Origin of the sequence: Paenibacillus caseinilyticus (assembly GCF_027533645.1) — a bacterium.
GTDB lineage: Bacteria > Bacillota > Bacilli > Paenibacillales > NBRC-103111 > Paenibacillus_G > Paenibacillus_G caseinilyticus.
Window position 1 is genome coordinate 1 of sequence record NZ_JAQAGY010000033.1, and the last position, 22,484, is coordinate 22,484.

The 22,484-nt window shown below is 55.5% G+C and carries 22 protein-coding genes and 1 rRNA gene; all 23 read right to left on the bottom strand.

Annotated elements, in window-relative coordinates:
* A 16S ribosomal RNA gene (locus O9H32_RS30055) occupies nt 1-121 on the bottom strand; the annotation flags it as partial.
* A 377-nt stretch (nt 122-498) separates the two neighbouring features.
* Nucleotides 499-1,995, bottom strand: coding sequence for a lysine--tRNA ligase (gene lysS, locus O9H32_RS30060; protein WP_269869790.1), 1,497 nt, complete (start codon nt 1,993-1,995; stop codon nt 499-501).
* A 78-nt stretch (nt 1,996-2,073) separates the two neighbouring features.
* The gene (gene greA, locus O9H32_RS30065) at nt 2,074-2,550 is read right to left on the bottom strand and encodes a transcription elongation factor GreA (protein ID WP_269869791.1); all 477 of its coding nucleotides are present in this window, start codon (nt 2,548-2,550) and stop codon (nt 2,074-2,076) included.
* 199 nt (nt 2,551-2,749) lie between these two features.
* Complete coding sequence (dusB, locus tag O9H32_RS30070) at nt 2,750-3,742, bottom strand: tRNA dihydrouridine synthase DusB (protein WP_269869792.1); 993 nt, start codon at nt 3,740-3,742, stop codon at nt 2,750-2,752.
* Between the two features lie 37 nt (nt 3,743-3,779).
* A complete protein-coding gene (locus tag O9H32_RS30075; protein WP_269869793.1) occupies nt 3,780-4,010 on the bottom strand; it encodes a helix-turn-helix domain-containing protein in 231 nt (76 codons plus the stop codon).
* Entirely contained in the window at nt 3,992-4,525 is a 534-nt protein-coding gene (gene folK, locus O9H32_RS30080) for a 2-amino-4-hydroxy-6-hydroxymethyldihydropteridine diphosphokinase (RefSeq protein WP_269869794.1), read from the bottom strand. The genes O9H32_RS30075 and folK overlap by 19 nt, the downstream gene beginning before the upstream one ends.
* A complete protein-coding gene (gene folB, locus O9H32_RS30085; RefSeq protein WP_269869795.1) occupies nt 4,526-4,888 on the bottom strand; it encodes a dihydroneopterin aldolase in 363 nt (120 codons plus the stop codon). It lies immediately after the preceding gene.
* A 38-nt stretch (nt 4,889-4,926) separates the two neighbouring features.
* Nucleotides 4,927-5,787 carry a dihydropteroate synthase gene (gene folP, locus O9H32_RS30090; RefSeq protein WP_406627420.1) on the bottom strand — a complete coding sequence of 287 codons (861 nt, stop codon included), beginning with the start codon at nt 5,785-5,787 and terminating at the stop codon, nt 4,927-4,929.
* A 14-nt stretch (nt 5,788-5,801) separates the two neighbouring features.
* Entirely contained in the window at nt 5,802-6,695 is an 894-nt protein-coding gene (locus tag O9H32_RS30095) for an aminotransferase class IV (protein WP_269869796.1), read from the bottom strand.
* Nucleotides 6,692-7,273: an aminodeoxychorismate/anthranilate synthase component II gene (gene pabA / locus O9H32_RS30100; RefSeq protein WP_269869797.1), complete on the bottom strand. Its 582-nt coding sequence runs from the start codon at nt 7,271-7,273 to the stop codon at nt 6,692-6,694. The genes O9H32_RS30095 and pabA overlap by 4 nt, the downstream gene beginning before the upstream one ends.
* Nucleotides 7,274-7,276: 3 nt before the next feature.
* Nucleotides 7,277-8,836, bottom strand: coding sequence for an anthranilate synthase component I family protein (locus tag O9H32_RS30105; RefSeq protein WP_269869842.1), 1,560 nt, complete (start codon nt 8,834-8,836; stop codon nt 7,277-7,279).
* Nucleotides 8,837-8,974: 138 nt separating this feature from the next.
* Nucleotides 8,975-9,916 carry a cysteine synthase A gene (gene cysK / locus O9H32_RS30110; protein WP_269869798.1) on the bottom strand — a complete coding sequence of 314 codons (942 nt, stop codon included), beginning with the start codon at nt 9,914-9,916 and terminating at the stop codon, nt 8,975-8,977.
* Nucleotides 9,917-10,040: 124 nt separating this feature from the next.
* On the bottom strand, nt 10,041-10,952 hold the full coding sequence (locus tag O9H32_RS30115; protein WP_269869799.1) for a peptidyl-prolyl cis-trans isomerase: 912 nt from the start codon (nt 10,950-10,952) through the stop codon (nt 10,041-10,043).
* A gap of 112 nt (nt 10,953-11,064) precedes the next feature.
* Complete coding sequence (gene hslO, locus O9H32_RS30120; RefSeq protein ID WP_269869800.1) at nt 11,065-11,937, bottom strand: Hsp33 family molecular chaperone HslO; 873 nt, start codon at nt 11,935-11,937, stop codon at nt 11,065-11,067.
* Between the two features lie 37 nt (nt 11,938-11,974).
* Nucleotides 11,975-12,742 (bottom strand): type III pantothenate kinase, encoded by a 768-nt coding sequence (locus O9H32_RS30125; RefSeq protein ID WP_269869801.1) that lies wholly within the window; start codon nt 12,740-12,742, stop codon nt 11,975-11,977.
* The gene (nadC, locus tag O9H32_RS30130; RefSeq protein ID WP_269869802.1) at nt 12,739-13,608 is read right to left on the bottom strand and encodes a carboxylating nicotinate-nucleotide diphosphorylase; all 870 of its coding nucleotides are present in this window, start codon (nt 13,606-13,608) and stop codon (nt 12,739-12,741) included. The genes O9H32_RS30125 and nadC overlap by 4 nt, the downstream gene beginning before the upstream one ends.
* Nucleotides 13,601-15,214, bottom strand: coding sequence for an L-aspartate oxidase (gene nadB, locus O9H32_RS30135; protein WP_269869803.1), 1,614 nt, complete (start codon nt 15,212-15,214; stop codon nt 13,601-13,603). Before nadB ends, nadC begins: the two co-directional genes overlap by 8 nt.
* A gap of 68 nt (nt 15,215-15,282) precedes the next feature.
* Nucleotides 15,283-16,221, bottom strand: a complete 939-nt coding sequence (gene nadA / locus O9H32_RS30140; protein ID WP_269869804.1) for a quinolinate synthase NadA — start codon at nt 16,219-16,221, stop codon at nt 15,283-15,285.
* Between the two features lie 360 nt (nt 16,222-16,581).
* Nucleotides 16,582-18,543, bottom strand: coding sequence for an ATP-dependent zinc metalloprotease FtsH (gene ftsH / locus O9H32_RS30145; protein ID WP_269869805.1), 1,962 nt, complete (start codon nt 18,541-18,543; stop codon nt 16,582-16,584).
* 77 nt (nt 18,544-18,620) lie between these two features.
* Entirely contained in the window at nt 18,621-19,160 is a 540-nt protein-coding gene (hpt, locus tag O9H32_RS30150) for a hypoxanthine phosphoribosyltransferase (RefSeq protein WP_269869806.1), read from the bottom strand.
* A gap of 15 nt (nt 19,161-19,175) precedes the next feature.
* Nucleotides 19,176-20,606 carry a tRNA lysidine(34) synthetase TilS gene (gene tilS / locus O9H32_RS30155; RefSeq protein ID WP_269869807.1) on the bottom strand — a complete coding sequence of 477 codons (1,431 nt, stop codon included), beginning with the start codon at nt 20,604-20,606 and terminating at the stop codon, nt 19,176-19,178.
* 60 nt (nt 20,607-20,666) lie between these two features.
* Nucleotides 20,667-21,572 carry a protein kinase domain-containing protein gene (locus O9H32_RS30160; protein ID WP_269869843.1) on the bottom strand — a complete coding sequence of 302 codons (906 nt, stop codon included), beginning with the start codon at nt 21,570-21,572 and terminating at the stop codon, nt 20,667-20,669.
* Complete coding sequence (locus O9H32_RS30165) at nt 21,562-22,344, bottom strand: vWA domain-containing protein (RefSeq protein ID WP_269869808.1); 783 nt, start codon at nt 22,342-22,344, stop codon at nt 21,562-21,564. Before O9H32_RS30165 ends, O9H32_RS30160 begins: the two co-directional genes overlap by 11 nt.
* Nucleotides 22,345-22,484 lie beyond the last annotated feature (140 nt).

Below are 22,484 nucleotides of genomic sequence, written 5' to 3' on the forward strand. Positions count from 1 at the left end.
GCCTACGTGTTACTCACCCGTCCGCCGCTAACCATTCCCCGAAGGAAATGATCCGCTCGACTTGCATGTATTAGGCACGCCGCCAGCGTTCGTCCTGAGCCAGGATCAAACTCTCCAATAAAGAAAAGCTGACTTGCTCATTTTGAAGCTTGGCAGAAACTCATTGCTGAGCTTCTATATTTAACACTCACTCGATGTTCAGTTTTCAAAGGGCAATTCGATTTCGATTTCATTTCTCAGTGTTCCGATCGACATTGTCTCTCGGAAGCAACTTTCACATCCTATCACAGCAACACTTTCAAAGTCAAGCATTTAATTCTTTACTTTCGCGAGCCGATTCACCGGTCACCGGTTGAACCCGCATCGTGCTTGTCTTCTTTTGTTGAAGCTCAGAAGCGACAAGGAGTAATATAGCACAAGCCCGTCGCGTAATGCAAGCCCCATTTTTAACAGTCACCTACAAAAAAAGGCGTCCCTAAGGGACGCCTTATCATCTTCTTATTCGCCTTGACGCTCACGCATCAGCGGGAACAAGAGCACATCGCGGATCGACGGTGCATTGGTCAACAGCATGACGAGGCGGTCGATACCGATCCCGAGACCGCCTGTCGGCGGCATGCCGTATTCAAGTGCGCGGACAAAGTCCTCGTCCATCTCGTGGGCTTCGTCGTTGCCCTGCTCACGCTCTACCAATTGTGCGGCAAAACGTTCGCGCTGGTCAATCGGATCATTAAGCTCTGTGAATGCATTGGCATGCTCGCGTGCTACCATAAAGAGCTCAAACCGGTCCGTGAACCGCGGATCCGTCTCGCTCTTCTTTGCCAACGGGGAGATCTCTACTGGATGCCCTGTAATGAAGGTAGGCTGAATCAGCTTTTCTTCTACGAAGGCTTCGAAGAATTGATTTACGATGTGGCCGAACGTCATGGTAGGTTCTACAGGAACCTTATGCTCTTTGGCCAGGCGATGCGCTTCTTCATCGCTCATCTGTACATTGAAATCAACGCCGACCACTTCTTTGATCGCATCGACCATGGTGACACGACGCCACTGAGGAGTCAAGTCCACTTCATAGTCTCCGTATGTAATCTTGGTGGTCCCGAGTACCTCCTGCGCGATATGAGCAATCATTTCCTCGGTCAGCTTCATGATATCCTTGTAATCGGCATAAGCCTCATACAGCTCGATCATAGTGAACTCCGGATTATGCCGCGTCGAGATCCCTTCATTACGGTATACTCTTCCGATCTCATATACTTTCTCCATGCCGCCGACTATCAGACGCTTCAAGTGAAGTTCAATGGCGATTCGCATGTAAAGCTGCATATCGAGCGCATTGTGATGGGTAATGAATGGACGGGCCGCCGCGCCGCCGGCAATGGCATGCAGCGTTGGCGTTTCCACCTCAAGATATCCGTGGGAATCCAGGTAACGGCGCATAGATTGAATGATTTTGGAACGTGTAATAAACGTCTGTTGAACATCCTGATTCATAATCAAGTCCACATAACGCTGGCGATAACGGAGTTCAACATCTTTCAAGCCATGATACTTCTCGGGAAGCGGAAGCAGCGATTTGGACAGTACAACTACCGAAGTGGCTTTTACGGACAGTTCCCCGGTCTTCGTCTTGAATACGATCCCTTGAATCCCGATGATATCTCCGATATCGAGCAGATCATAGGCTTTGTAGGACGTTTCGCCAACGGCGTCCGCGCGGACATAAATTTGGATCTTCCCCGTAATATCCTGCAGATGGGCAAATCCGGCTTTCCCCATCTCACGCTTCTGCATGATGCGTCCCGCAATACTGACTTCTGCACGAAGCTCGTCCAATTCCTCCTTGGACTTCTCTTCGTAGGCCTTGGTTATCTCCGCGGCATGATGGGTTCTCTCGTACTTTTGACCGAACGGGTCGATCCCCAGCGCTCTAAGCTCGTCCAGTTTCCCCCTGCGGATTTGAAGCAATTCATTTAATTCCAACTCAACACTCATGATTCCAGCTCCTTGATTCAAATCTGCTATACGGATAGTACAAAAAAGCCTCCTTAGGAAGCTTTTTGTTCCAAATGTTTACTTCTTGATTTCGAGAATTTCGTATTGAATCGCACCGGCGGGAACATTGACATCCACTACAGAGCCTTTGCGTTTGCCGAGAATGGCTTTGCCTACAGGACTTTCATTCGATATCTTGTTATGAAACGGATCGGACTCTGCCGTTCCCACAATAGAGTATTCCACAATATCGCCGAACTCCAGATCCTTAAGAATGACGATCGATCCCACACCGACGGTATCGGTATCCACTTCATCACTGTTGATAATGCGCGCGTTACGCAGCATCTTCTCGAGTGTGATGATCCGTCCTTCTACGAAGGCCTGTTCGTTCTTGGCATCTTCGTACTCGGAGTTCTCGCTGATATCCCCGTAGCCGATGGCGACCTTAATCCGCTCCGCAACCTCACGGCGTTTGACCGATTTGAGATGTTCCAGCTCTTCTTCGAGCTTTTTCAAACCTTCCTGCGTGAGAATGACTTGTTTTTCGCTCATTGCTACATATCTCCCGTCATGTGAAAGATTTTCATATTCGAGCTCATCCGTTATGAATTCACTGTTAATAAGGTATATGAACGGACCGCCATTCCATGCATGAAACAGCGGCAAAACCTGGTTCCTCAGCGACTATTGACTGATTATATTTCAAGCCCCATCAAATGTCAATGTAAGCCATTTCGCTTCCAGAAACGGTTCATTGAGCTGCAATCTCAGGCTCGTCAAGGTTCGCGATGTAATCGTTCAGCAGCTGAATCATGGCTTCGCGCTTGGTCTGTTCCATGATGGCGTCTTTAATGCGGGCACCGCCGCGGAGGCCCTTGAGGTACCAGGCCAAATGCTTGCGCATCTCCTTCACCGCCACGTGCTCCCCCTTAAGGGCCGTCAACCGGTCGAGGTGAAGAATCGCGATCTCGATCTTCTCCTGCGGGCTGGGCTCGGGCGGAAGCTCCCCGTTGGTCAAATACTGGATGGTACGGTACAGCATCCATGGATTGCCCAGTGCCGCCCGTCCAATCATTACGCCATCCACGCCAGTATGGTCCAGCATCCGCTTGGCGTCTTCGGGCGTGAAGACATCCCCATTGCCGATAACCGGGATGGAAACCGATTCCTTGACTTCCTTAATGATGTCCCAGTTCGCCTGGCCGGTATACATCTGCACACGGGTGCGGCCATGGACTGCTACCGCTGCGCCGCCGCCGTTCTCCACCGCCTTGGCGTTCTGTACAGCATAGACATGATCGTCATCCCAGCCGATCCGCATCTTAACGGTCAGCGGCTTCGATACGGCTTTGGATACCGTGGAGACCATCTGTTCAATCTTGCCCGGATCGAGAAGCCAGCGGGCGCCGGCGTCGCATTTGGTAATCTTGGGGACAGGGCAGCCCATGTTGATATCAATGATATCCGCATTCGTATGTTCGTCGACATACTTAGCCGCTTCGACCAGCGTTTGCGTATCGCCGCCAAAAATCTGAAGGGATAGCGGTTTCTCCCGATCATCCACGTACAGCATCTCCATCGTACGATGGTTGCCGTGAAGAATGGCTTTGTCACTGACCATCTCGGCACAGACCAGACCGCAGCCGAATTCTTTGGCGATCAATCGAAAAGCCGGATTACAAACACCGGCCATCGGTGCCAGAACAACTTTGTTGGGGGCCGTAACCCCTCCTATAGTAAGCATATGCGTTCACACTCTCTCGTTTTCCGAAGGGCGCTTCTTACGAACTGTGCCGATTCGAACTTCCGGATACGGCCATCAGTTCTTCCGGTTCAATGCCGAGCGCGTCGGATATTTTGCGAATAATCTTGGGGTCGGGTTTACGGGTGCCGCGTTCGATAGAGCCGAGGATCGCAATCGATACGTCCAAGCGGTCTGCCAGCTCGTTCTGAGTAAAACCTTTCAACTTGCGAAAAGCGCGGATGCGCTGGGCTACTGCATTTTTTTCCATAACGTAACGCCTTCCTTTCCTGAAAGCCGCTGAAGCTGATCTTCGAGCTGCCCGGCCTGCTGCGGATCCTGAAGCTGCATCACTTCAATGAGCGGTACGAGCACGAATGCCCGTTCCAGCATGCGGGGATGCGGCAGAATCAGGCGGGGATCCTCTTGGATGCGGCTTCCGTACAACAACAAATCGAGATCGATGGTGCGCGGACCCCATCGCACTTCCCGCTTACGCCCCAGGTGCTGCTCCGCACCGAGCATCTGCGCGAACAAATCGTCAGGCGACAGTGTCGTTCCAAGGGCTGCCACCATGTTCAAAAATGGGCTCTGATCCACATACCCGACAGGTTCCGTTTCGTAAAAGGAAGACCATCCGAGGATCCGGATCTCCGGGTGCCCTTCGAGCATGCGGAGCGCTTCCCTCAAATACTGCTCCCGGTCGCCCAGGTTGGAGCCGAGGCCGATATAAGCCACCGCCTGATCTTCCCGCGGATGTATATCCGCCTTCTCTTCGTTCATCATCTATGCCCGCTTTCTATGAATCTCCACGGTAACGCCATCAAAATGGATCGGTGCCGGCGGGTGCGGTTTCAGCACGCGCACGGTAATTTCATTTATACTAGTATAAGTTCGAAGCACCTCGGATGCAATACGCTCCGCAAGCACCTCGATTAATTTGAAGGTCTCGCCCTCCACGATGCTCTTGATCGTATCGTGAACGGCCGCATAATTCACGGTATCCTCCAAAGCATCCGAGCGTCCCGGCCGGTCCAGCGGCAGATACAGCTCCGTATCGACAAAATATCGCTGACCCAGCCTGTTCTCTTCGGGATAAACCCCGTGCCTGCCGTAGAAAGCCATCCCCTTCATCACAATCCGGTCCATGTCTCTTCCTCCTTGGTATGGGTCAAGCCTGCAAAACGCTAGGTCTCTCTCTGTATTAGGATCGCATCTGTCATGTCGGCGACACGCCGCATGGCACGCACGTCATGCACGCGCATGATCCGGCAGCCTTGAGCGATCCCGAGCGCCACCGTCGCTGCAGTCCCTTCCACCACGTCATCCACCGGCAGTTTCAAGGTTTGGTGGATCATTCGCTTGCGCGAGGTCCCCAGTAGCACCGGGAATCCGAGCTCCACTATGCGATCCAAATGATTCATCAGCTGCAGATTCTGCTCATGGGACTTGGCGAATCCGATTCCCGGATCGAGAATGATCTGCTTCTCCGCAATCCCAGCCCTTTGCGCCCCTTCGACCGTCCGGTGCAGATCATCCACCACCTCTTGGATGAAGTTAGCATACACCGGCTCCTTCCGATTATGCATCAGAACTATAGGACTGCCGTACGCTGCAGCCACCTCAGCCATGGCTTCATCACGCTGCAAGCCCCAGACATCGTTAAGCCACGTCGCGCCGGCCTCCAGCGCCTGCCGTGCTGTCTCTGCTTTATACGTGTCGATCGAAATGGGAACCGTGATTCCCGCCTCCCGAATCGCTCGAATCGCAGGCAGTACCCGGCGAAGTTCTTCCTCGAGAGGAACCGGGTCAAATCCGGGACGGGTCGATTCCCCTCCGATATCGAGAACATCGGCACCCTCCGCAATCATCTGCCTCGCCCTCTCCACAGCGGCTTCCGGTTCTATGTACCGCCCGCCGTCAGAGAAGGAATCCGGTGTTACGTTCAGAATCCCCATAATCAGCGTCCGACCCGCTGGGCCCGTGAAGACATCACGCCCACGAAACTCTCCCGTACGGCTCCCCGGTTGGCCGGATATCGTAGTCATCGTCCCATCTCCCTTCATTCCCCGCTCTCATCTTCCGTTTGAGCTGACGCCTGACGGTAAGCTTCAAGCAATTGTAACGTCATCGGACCGATCCGGCCGCCTCCTACCGTGACTGCCCGGCCCTGCTCATCCCACAGCACAGTAACCGGCACGATCTCTTGAATCGAATTCGTAAGGAATACCTCATCGGCCTCCAGCAGCTCTTCCCAGCCATAAAGGCCTTCGACTACTGGTATTCCCAACTTGTCGGCCAAGAAAAGCACGAACCGGCGCGTGATCCCAGGCAGCAGGCCGGTATCGACAGACGGCGTATGCAGCACACCAAGACGTACAAAAAAGACATTGCTGACAATGCCTTCGCACAATCGGCCCCGGCCGTCAAGGAACAGTCCTTCCGCTCCCCGCGCCCATGGATACTGCTTCATCTCCTGCTTGGCCAGGATATTGTTCATATAATGCAGTGACTTCAGCCGGACCCGTCCTTCGGGTGTATTCCGTGGCAGAGCGAGAAGCTGCAGCCCTCTACCGCGGCGGTATAGTTCGGGATCGGCAGGAGGAAGCAGCTTCGCATACAAGACTTCTGCCGGCTGCACGTATGTCTCTGCAGGCAGCCCAAGCGCTCCGCTCCCGGCCGTGACTGTGTAACGGAAATAGGCATCATCGAGCCCATTGGCCTCCAGCACCCGGCCTATTCTCTGCCGCAGCCCGGCAAGAGAGGGGACAAAAGCCATATCAAGGTCCGCGCAGCCCGCAGCAAGCCGTTCCATATGCCACTCCAGCAAGAAGGGCCTCCCGCCGTAGGTGCGGAATGTCTCGAACAGGCCCATGCCGTAAAGAAAACCGTGGTCGTATACGGAGACCACGGCCTGTTCTTCTTCTATGAGCTGTCCGTTCAGGTCGATCTTCACACGCGCCCTCCCGCGGGAATCTTCAAGAAACTGCGAAGCATCTGATGACCGTGATCGGTAATGATCGACTCCGGATGGAACTGGACGCCTTCGATCGGATATTGCTTATGACGCAACCCCATGATTTCACCTTCCGCTGTCTCGGCGCTAATCTCGAGGCAATCCGGAAGGGTCTCGCGTTTGACAATCAGGGAATGATAACGGGTGGCGATGAAGGGAGACGGAAGGCCTTCGAACACCGAACGGCCGTCATGGAAGATCTCCGACGTCTTGCCATGCATCAGCTTCTCTGCACGAATGACCTCTCCCCCGAACACTTGTCCGATGGACTGGTGGCCGAGACATACGCCGAGTATCGGAATCCGGCCCTTGAAGTGCTCGATCAAGCTGAGCGAGATACCGGCCTCGTTGGGCGTGCACGGCCCCGGGGAAATCAGCAGATGATCCGGACGCAGCGCCTCGATGCCGGCCAGGTCAATCTCATCATTGCGCCGTACTTCCACCTGTTCCCCGAGCTCTCCCAAGTACTGCACCAGGTTGTACGTAAACGAATCGTAATTGTCGATAACCAGAATCATCGTTTAACCCCTCCCGCGGCCAATCGCCACCGCTTCACTGTATTGGATCGCTTTCCACATCGCTTTGGCTTTATTGATGGATTCGACATACTCTTTGTCCGGTACGGAATCAATGACGATCCCGGCCCCCGCTTGCACATAGCCGGTACCTTCCGCGGCTACCAACGTACGGATAATAATATTAAATTCCATATCTCCGTTATAGTCAATCCAGCCGATGGACCCGGTATAGGGACCACGGCGCACAGGCTCCAGCTCTTCAATAATCTGCATCGTACGGATTTTGGGCGCCCCTGTGATCGTCCCCCCGGGGAACGTCGCCGCGATCACATCGAAGGCGTCCCTGCCTTCCGCCAGCTGGCCCTCGACCTCGGAGACAATATGCATCACATGCGAGTAATACTCGATCACCATAAAATCCGAAACGCGGACCGTTCCATACTTCGAGATCCGGCCGAGATCGTTACGTTCGAGATCCACCAGCATGATGTGCTCCGCCCGTTCCTTCTCGTGGTGGATGAGCTCGTCCGCGAGGCGCCTGTCTTCCTCCGGGCTCCCGCCCCTCGGCCGTGTGCCTGCGATAGGACGCGTACGTACCGTTCCCCGTTCGAGCTGAACCAGAAGCTCCGGAGAGCCGGATACGAGCTGAAAATCCGAGAAGCGAAGCAAGCCCATATAAGGTGACGGATTCACAAGCCGAAGCCACTCGTAGATCTCTTCGGGCGATGCCTCGAGCTTCTTATGCTGGCGCACCGATAGATTGACCTGGAACACATCGCCTGCCCCGATATAATCCCGTATCCGATTCACGGCATCGACATAGGCCTCTCTAGGAAAGTCGGCCTGAAGTCCGGGAATCGCATCGACGTCGATCTGAAGAAGATCGCCGGCCATCCGCTCCCGCCGGGCCTGAATCTCCCCCGTAAGGGTTTCATCTACATTGGAGGCCATCAGTTCCTCCCACAGACGGTACATCCGCTCTGCAGCGAGAGCCGCCTCCTCGTACCGTTCTTGAAGCTCCTGCTTCTCACCTGAGCAGCTGCCCTGCGGACAATGTACCGACACCGAGCAGTACAGCTCCTTCTGGTCATGATCGATGACCCACAGCTCGTCCATCCGCACGAAGGCATAGTCCGGCAGCGGCAAATCAGCGGCAGCCTGCACCGGCAGGCGCTCAATGGTACGGATGACGTCATAGCCCCAGTAGCCTATACAGCCGCCTGCCCACTTGGGTGCTCCCGCGACGTAGGGTGCCGTATAGGGAGCCATCCATTGTTTGACCGCTTGGAGAGGCGGAAGACTCCCCCGCTCTTGGACGCCTGCCGGCCCTGTAATAACCCAGTCAAGCCCCGTCCCCCGGATCTCCGACCGCGGCTCGAGGCCCAGGAAAGTGTACCGGCCTCCCTTGCCGCTCTCCAGCACGAAGGAACCCGGTGCCGCCTGTTCCCATGCCCCAAGCCACGACGCAGGGCGAGTCTCTTCAAGCGGATACTTGCGGATGTAAGGAAGTACGGTATAGGCACCAGCCCACTGCTGCCACTGCTCCAAGGTTGTCAGAATCATCTTCCGCTGCGCCTCCGTTTCCACGATTCCAAGATGTTGGGATTAGTATACTTGATAATGCTCCCGAAAAAAAGGGGGCCTGCTCAACCGGAGTCGAGCAGGCCCTGTTCATCGGACAGTCAGAATAAGAATAAAGGCTTATTGATCTTCGAACTGGTAGAGCGGGGTGGAGAGGTAACGCTCGCCATTGCTCGGTACAACCGCAATGACCCGCTTGCCTTCGCCCAGCTCCTTAGCTACTTTCAGTGCTGCAAAAATCGCCGCACCGGAGGAGATACCGCCCAGGATGCCCTCTTCCTTCGCCACGCGGCGGGAGGTTTCGAAGGCATCTTCGTTATCTACTGCAATGATTCCGTCATAGATCTTCGTATCGAGAATATCCGGAACAAAACCGGCACCGATGCCTTGGATCTTGTGCGGACCCGGCTTGCCGCCGGCGAGAACAGGCGAAGCGGAAGGTTCCACCGCATACACCTTAATGCCAGGGAAATTCTCCTTGAGCACGGTACCAGCACCAGTAATTGTGCCGCCTGTACCAATCCCGGCGATAAAAGCGTCGAGCTTGCCGTCATGCTCTTTGATCGCTTCCACAATCTCCGGTCCTGTCGTTTCCAGATGGACTTTTACGTTAGCCTGGTTCTTGAACTGCTGCGGCATGAAGTAGCCTGGATTCTCAGCTACGATTTCTTCAGCGCGTTTGATCGCGCCTTTCATGCCCTCAGCTCCCGGCGTCAGCACGAGTTGAGCCCCATAGGCACGCAGCAGGTTGCGGCGTTCCATGGACATCGTCTCCGGCATTACGAGGATCGCTTTGTAACCTTTGGCAGCAGCCACCATGGCCAGACCGATACCCGTATTGCCGCTGGTTGGTTCAACGAGCGTATCGCCCGGTTTGATGATGCCCTCTTGCTCCGCGACATTGACCATGGAGATCGCAATGCGATCCTTCACGCTCGCACCCGGGTTCTGGAACTCGAGCTTCACGTATACTTCCGCGCTGCCTTCCGGTACGACGCGGTTGAGCTTCACGAGCGGCGTATCCCCAATCAGTTGCGTGATGTTTTGAACTAGTCTGGCCATTCGGTTCTCCTCCTCAAGATAACAAAAAAACCTCTAAAATATCCGAGTATTTTGCTAGGTATAATAATGCCATCTTATCAAACGGCAAAGAAGGTTGTCAATATGCAATACCCTGCCGTTCCCTCTAAAACCCGCCCTGCACCTGGACTTTCCATTTTTCCCTCAGCTTTTCCACCGTCTGCTTCATGGGAGGCGCCTGGCTCAAAGCGATGTCCTTGCGCACCTGCTCGCGGACCTCTTGCGGAAGCCCTTTGGAGATCTCTTTGCGGTCCTGTACTTTCACAAGCACATAACTCCCATCCACCTGTACCGGTTTGGAGATCTCGCCCTTCTTCAGCGTCTTCGCCGCCTTCATGACTGCCGGAGGCAGGAATGGGTCCTCTTCCTCGACCCATCCGAGATCCCCGCCGCTGCTGCGGGTGGCATCGTCGAGCGAACGTTCCTTCGCAACTTGGGCGAAGTCCGTTCCCTTAGCCAGTTCCGCCGCCGCTTTTTGCGCCTGATCTTTGCTCGCCGAAACGATCTGCTGCAGCCTCAGCATGCTCCGCGGCCGAAACTCTTCTGCGTGCGCCTGCATATAAGCATCCACTTCGGCATCGCTGACCTGAATGCCTCGGATCGTCATTTTCTCGGCGAGCAGCCTGTTCTTGATATCCGTTATCAGCTCTTCGCGCGTCAGCCCGAGCTGCTCTTTCATCGACTCCCAAAACGCATTCTCGCTATCGTATCCCTGCTGCATCCGCAAAATTTCCTGCTGCACTTCGCTATCGCTTACTTGAACCCCCTGCGTCTCCGCCTCCATGCGAATGACGTACTGGTCAATCATATGGTCCAGCAGCTCCCGGCCATGCTTTTGGAGAAGCTGATCTTCCAGGTCCTGCCGTGTGATGATATGTTCCCCGATGGTGGCAACGGTTCGCGTCGGATCGGCCTGCTTCGGTTGTTCCGGATTCGGATTGGAATGGAGTAAGCCTACATAATGGGCCGTCAATACAGAGGAAAGGATGACAACGGCGATCAGCAACACAGCGATCATACCCATTAACACTTTCCTGTTTCGCATGTCCTTTTCTCCCCGTATGATCACGCATCTATGTTCGGACGGCCCGTTTCCGCCGTCCTGCTTGTGGAACCGCCTCTGCCGGAACTTACAACGCCGAGATCAAAGCTTTCAGATCTTCCCCGCTGAAAGCATACTTCTCATTGCAGAAATGACACGAGACTTCCGCCTGCCCGTCTTCATCGAGTATGGCCTGCAGCTCGCTGCGTCCAAGGGAAATCAAAGTCTGCTCGACCCGCTCCCGGGAGCACTTGCACTGGAAGCGGATGTCGTCTCTGCGCTCCAAGACCGATGCGCCCGGAAGAAGCGTAGTCAAAATCTGCTCCAGGCTATCACCCCGGTCGAGAATGCTCGTAATCGGAGGCAGGGACTGCAGTTCCTTCTCGATCTGCGTAATCTCCTCATCCGATAAGCCCGGAAGGAGCTGGATAATGAAGCCGCCGGATGTTCTCACGCTGTAATCCACATCGATCAGCACGCCAAGCGCTACGGCCGAATTCGTCTGCTCGGATTTGGCGAAATAATAGGTGAAATCGTCGCCCAGCTCGCCGGAGACGAGAGGCACGCTGCCGCGATAAGGTTCTTTGAGGCCCAGATCCTTGATGACATAGAGAAATCCATCCGTCCCGACGGCTCCGCCCACATCCAGCTTGCCGATCTCATTGAGGGGCAGATCTACTTCCGGGTTATCGACGTAGCCGCGCACCTCACCATGCGCATTGGCGTCCACTACGATCTGGCCGATTGGTCCGCCGCCCTTAACCTGAATCGTCAACTTTTCTTCGCCCTTCAGCATGGCGCCCATCATCAAGGAGGCCGAAACGGTCCGTCCCAGTGCGGCCGTCGCTGTCGGAGTCAAGCCGTGGCGGCTCCGCAGCTCTTCTACGATCCCGCGCGTATACACCGCGAATGCCCTTACCTTGCCGTCATACGCCGTCGCTCTTATCAAATAATCCTGCATAAGGAGGACTCCTTTGGGTTCATCCCGTATACCGGGTTTAGTTATTGTTGCGTTCGTAAATGATCTGCAGTCCTTGCAGCGTCAAAAGCGGATTCACCGTCTGGATGGAGCGCGATTCGCCGGAGATCAGCTCAGCGAGTCCCCCCGTAGCGATGACGCTCGGTTCGACGCTGAACTCCTGCTTGATCCGCTCTACGATCCCGTCCACCTGGCCTGCGAAACCGAAAATAATGCCCGCCTGCATGGAAGCGATGGTATTGCGGCCCACCACGCTCTTCGGTTTCACGAGTTCAATGCGCGGCAGTTTGGCCGCACGCTGGTAGAGCGCTTCCGTCGAGATCCCGATGCCCGGCGCCACTGCACCGCCCACGTACTGCCCCTGCTCATCGATATAATCGAAGGTTGTTGCCGTGCCGAAGTCCACCACAATACAAGGCGCACCGTACAATTCGATGGCTGCCACGGCATTAACGATCCGGTCCGCTCCGACTTCCCTCGGGTTCTCGTAGCGGATGTTGAGACCGGTCTTGATCCCAGGCCCTACGATCAGAGGGGTTTTCTTAACGTATTTTAAACATAATTGCTCCAGTACAAACATGAGCGGAGGCACGACCGAGGAGATGATGACGCCTTCGATCTGCTGCAGGGAAAGCCCCGCATGCTGAAACAGATTGTACAAAATGATGCCGTATTCGTCGGCCGTGGCCGACCGGTTCGTGGAAATGCGCCAGTCATGGCGCAGCTGCCTGCCTTCGTACATGCCCAGTACAATATTCGTATTCCCTACATCGACAACAAGTATCATGGGCGCGCCTCCTTCTGTTCGTTGAGATCCAGAGAGATGTCCAGCGCCTGTACGGAATAAGTGAGCCGTCCTACGGAAATGACGTCGACCCCGGTCTCGGCAATGCCCCGTACCGTATCCAGCGTTACGCTGCCGGAGGCTTCTACCAAGATATGCGGTGCCTCTTGTTTCATTCGCAGGACAGCCTGCTTCATCTGCTCGGTATTCATATTATCCAGCATCACAATATCAGGGCCGGCGGACAGCGCCTCCTCGAGCTGCTCGAAGTTCTCGACTTCCACTTCGATCTTCATCGTATGGGGAATCTGCGCACGTGCGGCATGGATGGCCTTGGTGATCCCGCCGGCTCCCTTAATATGATTATCTTTAATCATGACGGCATCGTAGAGCCCAAAACGGTGGTTGTGGCCGCCGCCGACCCGCACGGCATACTTCTCCAGCATCCGGTGGCCCGGCGTCGTCTTACGGGTATCCACAAGCCGTACAGGCAAGCCTTCCAGGCGGCTGACGAACTCGCGAGTCCGCGTCGCGATCCCAGACATCCGCTGCAGCAGATTCAGCGCGAGACGCTCGCCAAGCAGAATGCTGCGCGTGCTTCCCGTTACCTCGGCAAGTACAGTCCCGTAGACTGCCTGCTGGCCTTCTACAGCCTTGACTTCGAATCGCAGGGAAGGATCGACCATAGCAAACACCGCCTGTGCCACGGGAAGTCCCGCCACGATGCCGGTATCCTTCACATGAATGATGCCTTTCGATACCGATTGCTCGGCAATGGTGGTCATGGTGGTCACGTCCCCCATCCCGATATCTTCCTGCAGCCAGAGCTTCAGGCTCGCCTGCAGTTCGGAACCCGTCAACTCATACATCGTCATTCCGTCCTTCCGTTACCCCGTTCAACCGGTTGAATACGGTATGTTTGCGCCAGACGAGATCATCGCGCTCCGGGAAATCCTCCCGGAAATGCCCCCCTCGGCTCTCCTCGCGGATCAATGCCGCCTGTGTCGTCAGCAGTGAGCAGATGAGCAGGTTTGCAAATTCAAATTCCTGGCGCTTCGATAGACAGCTGTCGAAGACCGTTATGTGCCGCTTCAGCTCATCGTATCCCTTCTGCAGCCCTTTGGCATTGCGCTTTAGCCCCGCGTAGCGGAGCATGAGCTTCTGCAGCTTCAGCTTCTTCTCGACAATCGGCTGTGTCGGAGTTCCGGTCGCGCGCTCCGTCTCTCTCGTCTGCGGCCGCTCCTCGCTGTGAGGCAGTTCTAAGATGCGCTCTACGATCCGGCGGCCGAAGACGATCGCTTCGGACAGCGAATTGCTCGCCAGCCGGTTCGCGCCGTGCACACCGGTCGAAGAAACCTCTCCGCAGGCGAACAGCCGCTTAACGCTAGTTTCTCCGTGAAGATCCGTCTCTACGCCGCCCATCATATAATGGGCGGCGGGAGCGACCGGAATCCAATCGGACGACAAGTCGAGTCCGTGGCCCAAGCATACCTCGTAGATCGTAGGAAAACGGTTCTTCACCGTCTCTTCCGACTCATGCGTAAAGTCGATATACACGAAGGTCGACTTGGTCGCCTCCATCTCGCTGACAATCGCCCGGGCGACGATATCCCGCGGCGCCAGTTCCAACTGGGGGTGGTACCGTTCCATGAACCGCTCCCCGTTAATATTGCGGAGCACCGCGCCCTCGCCCCGGACAGCTTCCGAAATGAGGAACCGGGGTGCGCCCGGATAACATAATGCCGTGGGGTGAAATTGAACGAACTCCACATCACGGATATTCGCCCCGGCCCGGTAGGCGATCGCAATTCCGTCGCCTGTAGCAATATCCGGATTCGTCGTATAACGGTAGAGCTGTCCCGCGCCACCCGTGCACAGCACGGTAGACTGCGCGCGTACCATGACCCGCTGTCCGTCCGGCTTCTGCACAAGCGCTCCGAAGCATTCATTGCCATCGGTCACTAGATCGATCACAAAGTGGTCGTCCCATACTTCAATGTTGGGATCCTGGAGCGTCTTCTCGGACAACGCCCGTACGATCTCGGCTCCCGTAGCATCGCCCTGAGCGTGCAGGATCCGGCGCTGACTGTGAGCCCCTTCCTGCGTAAGCGCATAACGCCCATCCTCCATGTCGAACTCGGTGCCCATGCGGATCAGGTCATTGACACCGCCGGGCCCCTCATGGACCAGTATATCCACTGCTGCCGAGGAGCACAGACCGGCACCGGCGATCAGCGTATCCTGTCGGTGATAGGCGGGCGAATCCTCGTCGGAGATGACCGCCGCAATGCCTCCTTGGGCATAGCGTGTATTGCTCTCGGTCAGCGACTTCTTCGTGACCATGAGGACCCGCCGGGTCTCTGCAGCCTTCAGCGCGGTAAAAAGACCGGCGATGCCTGCGCCGATCACAATGACATCTGTATGTACATGCGGCAGATCCCGCACATCGAAATTCACCAAATAACGAGGTATCATGAGCCTGGCTCCCACCTGTCTATTCGAGTACTGTCCAGCGGCTTCTTACGTAAGAAAAGCAGCGCATGCTACTTTACCTGCAGCATGCGCTCCAAGGATGCCTTGGCTTGTTCAGCCACGTGCGGCGGCACGTAAATCTGCGGTTGATTCGTCTCCAAGCATTTTACTACCTTTTTGAGATTGTTCACCTTCATGTTCGGACAAACCAAGTACTTCGTGGCGAAGTGGAACGTCTTCTGGGGGCTGTCCAGCCGCAGCTGATACCCTGTTCCGTCTTCCGTGCCGACAATGAATTCCTGGCAATCCGACTCTTTGCAGTATTTGATAATGGCCGTTGTGCTTCCTACAAAATCACCGAGCTTCACCACTTCGGGACGGCATTCCGGATGTACGACGAACTGGGCATTCGGATGAAGCCTCTTCATCTCTTCCACGTCTTTGACTGTCAGCATGTCATGCGTGTTGCAGTAGCCCTCCCAGATGATCATCTTCTTGTCCGTAAACTTGGAGACATAATCACCAAGGTTTTTATCCGGCACCCAGATGATTTCATCGGAATCCACCGAATTAATGACCTTGATGGCATTCGCGGACGTACAGCAAATATCCGTCTCGGACTTTACTTCCGCAGACGTGTTGATGTAAGCGACGACTTTAGCATTCGGATGTTCTCTCTTTAAGGCACGTAGACCGTCCACATTGACCATGTCGGCCATAGGACAGCCGGCTCTTTCATCCGGAATGAGAACCGTCTTGTTCGGCGCAAGAATCTTTGCGCTTTCCCCCATAAAATGAACCCCGCAAAAAACAATAACCTCAGCATCGGTAGTAGCGGCCTTCTGCGCCAGCAGGAACGAATCCCCGCGAAAATCGGCAACTTCCTGAATTTCGTCCCGCTGATAATAGTGAGCGAGAATAATGGCGTTGCGTTCCTTCTTCAACTGAGCTATCCGCTTCTTAAGCTCCCGCTGTTGTTCTGCTTTACGCTCCAATGCTAATGCTTCCATGACGCACCTTCCTTTTCTTCAGCGCGTGAAATGATTCACAAGGTATATAAAGATTTACACCTAATTTACACAACCCGCCCCCGGCTGTCAATGCTCAAAAACCCACTAAAACCGTACATTCCCTGCCTCGGAAGCGGCATCCTATCCCTTATGCCCATTCGTAAGTAATGTTTCTTGTTCGCTGACTCTCTTGGAGTAGGTTTCCCCATCCGGAGGGCCGCATCCCGGACAATAACTTCCGCAGAAGGAGGCTGTAGATGGAAGATAAATGGCTGCGCCGTCCTTTACGGACGATGTACGTTTGTATCTATCGAAAAAGACCGGAGGCTCATCGCCCTCCGGTCTGTGTCCATCGTCGTTCTATTCTTCTTTCTTCTCATCCTTGTCATACAGTTGGTCGAGCTCGGACTTGCCGGACTCTTCCGTTTGACCTTGGATGTTCACCTTCAGATCCTCGACCTTCACGCCCGGCTCGCCGGCTACAGGGCCCAGCTTGCCCGTATCGATCAGTTCCTTGATTTGTTCCTTTTCCAAGGTTTCCTTATCGATCAGCGTTTCGGCAATCAGACGGACCTGGTCGCTGTATTTCGAGAGAATCTCTTTGGCCCGGTCGTAGCAGGCACGGATCATAGACTGCATCTCTTGGTCGATCTCGTAAGCAATGGCATCACTGTAGTTCTGCTCATGCCCGATGTCCCGTCCAAGGAATACCTGTCCCTGTGTCGTTCCGAACTGCATCGGACCCAGCTTATCGCTCATACCGAATTCGGTAATCATCCGGCGGATAATGCCTGTAGCCCGCTGGAAGTCGCTGTACGCCCCGGTGCCGATCTCGCCGATGAACAGTTCCTCGGAGACGCGTCCGGCCAGAAGGCCGGTTACCTTGTCGAGCAGCTCCGACTTCGTCTGCATCATCCGGTCCTCGCCTTCCTTCGGAAGCATCATGACATATCCGCCGGCACGGCCGCGAGGAATGATCGTCACCTTATGCACCATCTCGGCATTCTCTACGTGAATACCGACGATCGTATGGCCCGCTTCGTGGAAAGCGACCATCCGCTTCTCCCGCTCGGAGATGACGCGGGATTTCTTCTGCGTTCCCACGATCACCCGGTCGAACGCTTCATCGATCTCGGCCATCGAGATATCCTTCCGGTTGCGGCGGGCGGCAATGAGCGCTGCTTCGTTAAGCAGGTTCTCCAGATCCGCACCCGTGAAACCGGTGGTGTACCGCGACAATTGGTCGAGCTTCACGTCTTTGTTCAGCGGCTTGTTGCGCGCATGGACCTTCAGTACCGCTTCGCGTCCTTTCACATCCGGACGGTCCACCGTAATCTGACGGTCGAATCGTCCCGGACGAAGAAGCGCAGGGTCCAAGATATCCGGACGGTTCGTCGCGGCGACGATGATAATCCCCTCGTTCGCACCGAAACCATCCATCTCGACGAGCAATTGGTTGAGCGTCTGTTCGCGCTCGTCATGCCCGCCGCCGAGACCGGCGCCGCGCTGACGTCCAACCGCATCGATCTCATCTATAAATATAATACAAGGGGCATTCTTCTTCGCGTTCTCAAACAAATCACGAACACGCGAGGCACCTACACCGACGAACATCTCCACGAAGTCCGAACCGCTGATAGAGAAGAACGGCACGCCTGCTTCGCCTGCCACGGCTCTGGCCAGAAGCGTCTTCCCTGTTCCTGGAGGACCGTTAAGCAGTACGCCTTTGGGGATCCGGGCGCCAACCGCCGCGAATTTGCGGGGGTCCTTCAGGAATTCGACAACCTCGACGAGCTCCTGCTTCTCTTCATCGGCCCCTGCAACGTCCTCGAAGGTAACCCGTTTCTTCTCTTCGTTATACAGACGGGCGCGGCTCTTGCCAAAGTTCATCACCTTGCCGCCGCCACCTTGAGCCTGATTCAACAGGAAGAAGAAAAGGATGAAGATGATAACGAACGGGATAATGGAGGTAAGGAAACTGATCCAAACATTGTCCCCTTCCATTTTCTCGATGTAAACGTTCTCCGGGTTGATCTCGCTGTTCTCGATCAAACGGAATATTTCTTCTTCATACGGCGCCCGCGACTCAAAATTCAACTTGTCCGCAGAAGGTGGAGTCTTATATTTCCCCCGAACCAAATACGTTTGAGCGTCATACTTCACGATAATCTGGTCTACGTTCTTTTCAATTAAGGCCTGTCGGAGCTTACCGTAGCTGATGGTGTCTTTCTGTTCGTTCTGTGTGCTGATGAAGTGTACGATTCCGACGGTGACCAAGAAAATAAGCAGATAAAAACCAGTATTGCGAATGATGCGATTCATCCCCTACCTCCTCTCAACAAACGGCTTTGTATATTGTACCACAGCATGTCTCGGGTTCTCAAATGTCCAAGAACGCGCTAGTGGGAGTACACTTCGGGCTTCAAAATGCCGACGTAAGGCAGGTTCCGGTACTTCTCGCCGTAGTCGAGTCCATAGCCTACAACGAAGGCGTCGGGAATCACAAAGCCTTTGTAATCCGCGTCGAGATCAACCTTGCGTCCGGCAGGCTTGTCAAACAATGCGGCAATCGTGGTGGACAGCGCATTGCGGCGCTCCAATACGTCGATCAGGTAGCTCAGCGTCAGGCCGCTGTCAATGATATCTTCGACGATAAGCACATGGCGCCCCTCTACGGAAATATCCAGATCCTTGATGATCTTGACGACCCCGGACGATTTGGTGGAGGTCCCATACGAGGAGACAGCCATAAAATCGGTCTCGAGCGGGAGATTGATCCGCTTCACCAGATCCCCCATAAAGATGAATGCGCCTTTCAGGACACAAATGACGAGCGGGTTTTTGCCTTCAAAATCGCGGGTGATAAGCTCGCCCATCTCCTTCACCTTGTCCTGAATCTGCTGCTCGGAGTAAAGCACTTCTAATACGTCGTTTTGCAAGAGAGATCCTCCTACTTAGTTGGGTTGATTTGGCATTACCAGCCGCATGCGAAGCCGGCTTCGGGTATTCCCGGTGACAGCGCCGATGACCGACGTCCTGACTCCCGGAACCCAGATGATGTTTCCTCTTGCATCCGCGATCAACGGAATTCTCTCCCGTAAGGAAGGCGGCACCTTCGCGTCGATGAACATATCTTTTACCTTTTTCGTTCCGTTTAGTCCAAGCGGCTGCATCCGGTCGCCCGGTAGGCGGCTGCGTACTATTAATGGAAGGAAGAGTGCTTCCTCGTCGAAAATGGCTGTATACGGCTCCGGCTCGGAATCTTGCGTGTCCAAGACTTCGAGCCGCTGCAGCTCGATCCGGGTCCCAGTCTCGGGAACCGTGAAGGACTGCAGGTCCCCCTTTAGCTCATGGGTATAGGCAGAAGGGGGTACCACCATAGTATGTACCGCGATTCGATCGTATTCCTTGGCCAGCATAATGTCCTGTACGACCTCCCGGCGGAAGTTCACAGGCTCATGGGACAATACGGCCAGGCGAACACTTTCGATGTGAAGGAAATCCATGGAATTCGGATCCCGGGCAAGATAACTTAATATTAGTTTAATGAGGCGCCTTTGTAAAGCAATGTGTACCCCGGCAAACCAGCGGGCAGACCAGACGTAAGCCCCGTCCTCACGGCCGACATGGGCAGCATATAGGAGCCTGGTTTGCTCCTCCAGATAGCCGTCTTCCGCGGCGGCCGTCTCGGCCATACGGCCCAGTGCCTCCGGCAGCCGGTCATTGTACTTCCTCAGGAAGGGAAGCACCTCGAGCCTCACCCGGTTGCGGGCGTACTTGGGCTGCAGGTTGCTGCTGTCGCTGCAGTATTCCAGCCGGAGGTCATCGCAGTACGCTTCGATCTCTGATTTGTATATACGCAGAAGAGGCCGGACCAGTTCCAAATCTTCCGCCAGCGGTCTTCGCAGCGGAATGCCCGCGAGTCCCGCCAGTCCCGTTCCGCGCAGAATTCTCATCAGCACCGTCTCCGCCTGATCGTCGGCATGATGGGCAGTAGCGATGCGTCTCGAGCCGGTCTGCTTGGCTACATCGACCAAAAACGCATAGCGTCTTGCCCTGGCCGCGGCTTGTGCGTTCTCGCCCGTGGATGCCAGAACCTGCGGCATCTCGAGGCGGATCGTATGCAGCGGAAGCCCCAGACGATCCGCATGCCGGGCGACAAGCGCCGCTTCTTCAGCGGACTCCTTCTCCCGGAATCCGTGGTTCACATGAGCAATGACCAGCCTCCATTCGTAGCGTGCGGACAACCCAAAAAGGAGATGGAGCAGCCCGACGGAATCGGGTCCGCCCGATACCGCCACGACTACGCCGTCCCCCGGTGCAAGCAGCGCTTCCTTCTTAATCCACTTCTCAACCCGGGCGGGCCAACCTGCCCCTGTACTCATGCCTTCAGCTTCCTCTCCATCTCAGGCGCCTGAGCCCTGCCGGCGTTACTGTATATTACACTATTGGAAGACCAAGTAAACGGTGGCAGCGAACAAAATCAGGGATACGGCGAACGTCCAGGGGATCCAGCCCTGTCCCGCTCTCACGACGGTACGCCGGGCCGGGGTAAGGCTCCGGGCACGCCAGTCCGCCAGCATCTGCTTCGACGACGCATAAGTGCCCCTCAGGGCATTGCGGAGCACGCCGGCCACGGGTGCCAGGATGCTGCTGCCCTGCATTGCGGACACGAGATCGTCTACGCTGCGGTTCTGCGGGAGAGCCCCCGCCAATGTGCGGAACCTCGCTTCGGGGAGGGCGGTGCCGATCATCAGCACCGCGAAGGAGAACAGATCATACGCTTCGTCCGCGGTCCGCGAACCTCCGCCCCAATAGCCGCGGTCATACTGCTCCGTGAACTGCTTGACGGATCTGCCGACCGCCGTCACACCGCCGTAATCGATCAGTCCGACTTCCCCATGGGGAGATACGATGATGTTCTCCGCCTTAAGATCGCCGAAAACGAAGCCGCATGCATGCAGCTCCGTCAATTTGCGCAGCAGGCCCAGCCCCGTAACGTAGAGCCAATCCGTTCCGCTCTCCGTTATAAACTCGGCCAGCGGCTTTCCTTCAATGTAACGCAGCACGGCGAACGGATAGGAGCTATCGCCCCGCGTAAAGTCATCAACGTCGTGAAGCAGCGATCCGAAGGCGGCGGAAGAGCTAGACAGCGCCTTCAACGCATTCACTTCGGATTGATGATCCAGCGTGTCATATCCCAGCTTCAGCGCATAGCGCTTGCGTCCTTCGCGGACAAGATATACCTTGCCGTTGCTTCCCGCTCCGAGAAGCCGTTCGATCCGGTATTCCCTTCGATTCCATTTTCCTTGTATCTCAAAACCGGCCGGCAGGGACAATTCAGACGACATAATCACTCCAGATCCCTTCCTTGCGGGCGGCCCCTAACCTGTCAGGCAACCGTGTGCCTTCCGTGATCCGGGAGCCTGGAGCAGCCGAAGCCTCTCCCCCCGATTCGATCATATGCTCGATAACCTGCAGAAGGGCCGGCCCGGTAGGCGTCGTTCCCCTCATAGTTAATTTATAGAACAACCCCCTCAAATTTGCAAGGTCGGTCGTCCACTCGATATCGCAATGGGCCGCCTGCTCCTCCGCCGCAAGGCCGCAGGGAAAGTGAAACACGGACAGCAGACTGGTGCCCTGCCGGGATTGCAAGCTGAGCTGCAAATCCTGTATCGCATCCTTCACCGCCTGCAGTTTGGGCTTCATCGAGGAACTCGCATCAATGAGCAGCGCGATCTGCAGCCTCGCCGTCTCCGTGAGATCATCGATCACCCGCACCACCTCGGAACGCTGCTGCGGGGGAAGCCTATCCAGCTGCGAATGTCCGAGGATGCCGCGGAGCTCCTGTCCCACCACCTGCTGGATCGTCGATACAACCGATCTGCGCGTCATCATCTGCACGGTCTGCGCAAGCTGGGCGGACTGCACAATCCGGCTCATGCCTCCGCCCGCTTCCGCCGTCTCCCGGATTTCCTCTGAACCCAGCATTCCGATTTCCCCTGAATCCACGACGCCTACCACATTGACGATGATCCCCTCCGCTTTGGCCCTCGCAGCGGCCACCACCGGTGACACGCCCACATTCGAACACCCGTCGGTAATCAAGATGATTTGTTTCATGATGTCTACCCCCTTGTAATCTCTCTACTTCCAGCTTTGCCAGTTGGAAAGATTCTAAACGAGGGAGCGGCAGGGTGTGGCATGCAAAATACCGCCCCGCTGGCTGCGGGACGGTATTTCCTTCTCCTTAGGAGGAGAAG